This is a genomic window from Streptomyces sp. 150FB (assembly GCF_000818195.1).
In the GTDB taxonomy this organism is placed as follows: Bacteria; Actinomycetota; Actinomycetes; order Streptomycetales; family Streptomycetaceae; genus Streptomyces.
In genome coordinates this window covers 8104305-8107514 of sequence record NZ_JTHL01000001.1, presented here as the reverse complement: position 1 = coordinate 8107514, position 3210 = coordinate 8104305, and the positions used below count along the sequence as shown (strand labels likewise).

Sequence of the window (3210 nt, the reverse complement as noted above, 5' to 3'; positions counted from 1 at the left end):
GGCGGGCGGGAGCGCGCAGAGTCCGAGCGCCAGGCCGATGGACGGCCGGCGCCGGGTGACGTCGTCGTTGAGGTAGCCGTAGAAAGCCTCGAAGCGGTCGTCGAGGTCCGGGAGCAGTGCGATGAGCAGGATCTCGACGTCGAGGGCGGTGAGACCGAACTCCTGGGCCAGCAGGCCGAGTCGGGTGGGCCGGTCGTGGAGGATCGCGCTTTCGGCGGCCACCGGCGGGTCGTTGTCGTCGGGGGCGGGGAACACCCTTCCCACGTCGAGGAGTTGGGTGATCGTCTCCTCGGTCAGATAGAGGCCCTTGAACGCGTCGTCCGGGTGTGGGTCGGTGAGCCTGCGGGCCTCGACGGCCCGGCGGACGCGTCGCTCGACGCGTACGGCGCGGTCGAGGAGGTGGCGGAGGCCGGGGTCGCCGTCCGTCTGCTCCCCGGGTCCGGTCGGTTCCGTCATTCGCCGCGGTTTTCCGTGATGCGGCGGGACAGCCCCGGGCGCCGCCGCTGTTGCGCCGCCTCCTGTACGCCGGGCTCGGCGGCGGCCCCGGCGGCGGGCGCGGCCCCCATCTCCGGCCCCGTCTCGGGCCCCACACTCGGCTCGGCGCCCGGTTCCGTCGCGTCGGGCGCCGCGTCGGGGACCGTCACCGGAGCCGTACGGGTCCCGTACAGCGGGAGCCCCGGGCGCCCCGGCATGGGCTGGGTGGGCCGCCGGTCCGGGGGCCAGGCGGTGTGGTCGCCGAAGGTCGCGTGCAGCCCCTCGTCGCCGACCGGCGGACCCACCAGGTATTTCGGCGACGCGGTCACCGGCACACTGATCACCAGGTCCAGCGACGGCTTCAGTTCACCGCCGAGCGCGCTCCACACATCGGCGAAGGAGCGGTCCTCCGGCGGCGGCAGCGCGATGGTCATCGGCACGGCGACCCCGATGTCCTGGAGTGTGCCGGTCAACCGCTCGGCGGGCAGCGCCTCGTACCCCAGCAGGCAGCCCAACAGCGATGAGAGCAGGCGGTGTTCGTCCTCGGGGCGCTTGGTCCAGGCGGTGATCAGGTAGGACAGTTTGAAGAAGCGCGGCGGCCTGCGGCGGGCGACCACGGTGCCCCGCCCGTCGTACTCGTTGTGCAGCCCGCGTTCGCGCCGCCGCATGTCCTCGCGGATGTCGTAGAGGTACAGGTTGACCGTCGGCGCGTTGACCTTCGCGGCCCACTCGCGGGTGGGCGCGTCGAACACCACCGCGATCTGGGCGCCTTCGAGGACCTCCGCCCTGAGCAGCGTACGCAGCGCGTCGTCCACCTCATGGATCATGACGGCCCACCCGTCCCCGGTCCCGCACCCGGTCCGGCCTCCGGTGTGGTCATCCGCGTCCCTCGAAGTCCGGTGGCTGGAGCTTGCGTTGCACGATCAGGACCGGTTTCGACAGCCGGTCGACACCGGTGACCTCGGCGCGCAGGTCCCGGGGTCCGATCCGGTCCTTGCGCAGTACCAGCGTCTGCGCCTCGAAGGTGCCGTCACCGCTTACGGTCATGGGCGCCACGGCGGCGGTGATACCGGCGCTCCAGCTCAGTCGGACGGTCGCGCCCGGCGGGTAGTCCGTACCGCGCGCCAGGACGACGTCGCCCGGCTCGGCGACCTGCGGTGTGACCGTGAGCTTCGGCTGGAGGACCCGCAGTGTGTCCCGGTCGGTGTTGTCGGCGGCTTCCCGGTCGGGCAGTGTGGCCACGGCCGTCGCGACGACCTCGCCGCTGATGGCCGTCCGGTAGGTGGCTCTCTGGGTGACCTCGATCCGGCCGCCGGCCGGGATGGAGCACGGCGCCGTCGGTGTGCAGCGGCCCAGCGCGGCCAGCGTCCGGTCCCCGGCGTCCGGTGTCCTCGGCCAGGCGGAGGTGAGAATGACTCCGGTCGCCGCGTCCGGTCCCGCGTTGCTGAGCGTGTAACGGGCGGTGGCTGCCCGGCCGGTGTACGTACGCGCCGGGGCGACCTGGACGTTCACCGCCACGTCGGCCGTCGGCGGTACGGGGGCTTCGAGCACCTCCACGGTCGCGGTGTCGCTGCCGGTGTTGCCGTTCGAGTCGGTGGCGGAACAAGTCACCGTGGTGCGGCCGATCGGGAACACCGAGCCGGAGGCCGGCGTGCAACTCACCGGCAACGGGCCGTCGTTGGCGTCCTCGGCGGTGGCCGTGAAGGAGACGGGAGCGCCGCCGGGCGCCCGGGTGGCCACCGTACGGTCGTCCACGGTGACGACCGGCGCCTCGACGTCGTTCACATCGATGTTGATGGTCTCCGTCAGGTCCGGCTCGGCCAGCGCCCTCGGGCCGACACTCCGCGCATCCGGCGCACTGGTGCCCATCAGGAACTGGATCACGCAGGTCAGCCTCCTGCCCTGCGGGGCGTCCGCCGCGACCTGGATGGTCTCGTCGAAGGCGGCGGACTCGCCGCTCTCGACGGTCCTGGTCGGCGGGTCGAGGGTCACGGTGAGGCCGGGATCGCAGCTCTCCTGGCGGTGGCCCACGGTGGCACGGAGGTTGCCGAGGCCCTCCACGATGGCCTGCGCCACGGCGTCCTCCTCGATGCCGTTGAGCAGTTCGCCCTTGGTCGCCTCGACAACCCTGGTGGCCTGTCCGTAGGCGTGCAGTGGGTCCTCGATGTAGTCGGGGTCCCCGGCGTCGCCGTTGCCGTTGAGCCCGTCCCCGATGTTGGTGGCGACGTCCACGGCCAGGACGCGTATCCCCTCGCTCTGGAGGGCGGCGATCGTTTCGGTGAGGGTGTGGTCCTTGCTCGGGTCGTGGGTGGAGGCGTCGCCCACCAGCACGACCACGGGGCTGGCGTCGGGGCGGAAGACGGTCGCGCCGCCGCTGCCGTGCGCGATCTGCCACAGCGCGTTGTTCCAGTCCTCGGAGGGGCCCATGCTCAGCCCGCCCCGGTCGGTGGGAAGCGCGTCCACACCCTGCTGGACCAGTGTGAGGTCGTCCGTCAGAGGCTGATGGACGGTGTACACCCGCTCCTCGTCACCCTGCTGGTCCCCGAAGGACGCGACGGCGAAGCGGGAATCGGGCTGCTCGGCGCGGACCGCCTCGGTGATCAGGTGGAGGTTCTCCTGCACGTTCTCCAGCGTTCCGCCCGCCATGCTGGCGGTGCCGTCGACCAGGAGCACGATGTCGGGCTTCGGCGGGATGGCGGGCGTACGGACCTGCTTGGCCACCCGCAGGGACTCGCC

At 72.3% G+C, this 3210-nt stretch carries 2 protein-coding genes and 1 pseudogene; all 3 read right to left on the bottom strand.

Features of this window, described 5'->3' with window-relative positions; translation table 11 throughout:
• Positions 1-456: pseudogene (locus QR77_RS34790) on the bottom strand (ATP-binding protein); the annotation flags it as partial.
• Positions 453-1301, bottom strand: coding sequence for a DUF4255 domain-containing protein (locus tag QR77_RS34785; RefSeq protein WP_078877532.1), 849 nt, complete (start codon positions 1299-1301; stop codon positions 453-455). The pseudogene QR77_RS34790 and the gene QR77_RS34785, both read right to left, overlap by 4 nt.
• Before the next feature lie 49 nt (positions 1302-1350).
• Positions 1351-3210: VWA domain-containing protein (locus QR77_RS34780; protein ID WP_040029175.1), on the bottom strand; the 1860-nt coding region annotated here is incomplete at its 5' end.

Coding starts and splice junctions, on each gene's coding strand:
- QR77_RS34785 (WP_078877532.1), bottom strand. CDS start 1,301: ATGATCCATGAGGTGGACGACGCGCTGCGTACGCTGCTCAGGGCGGAG.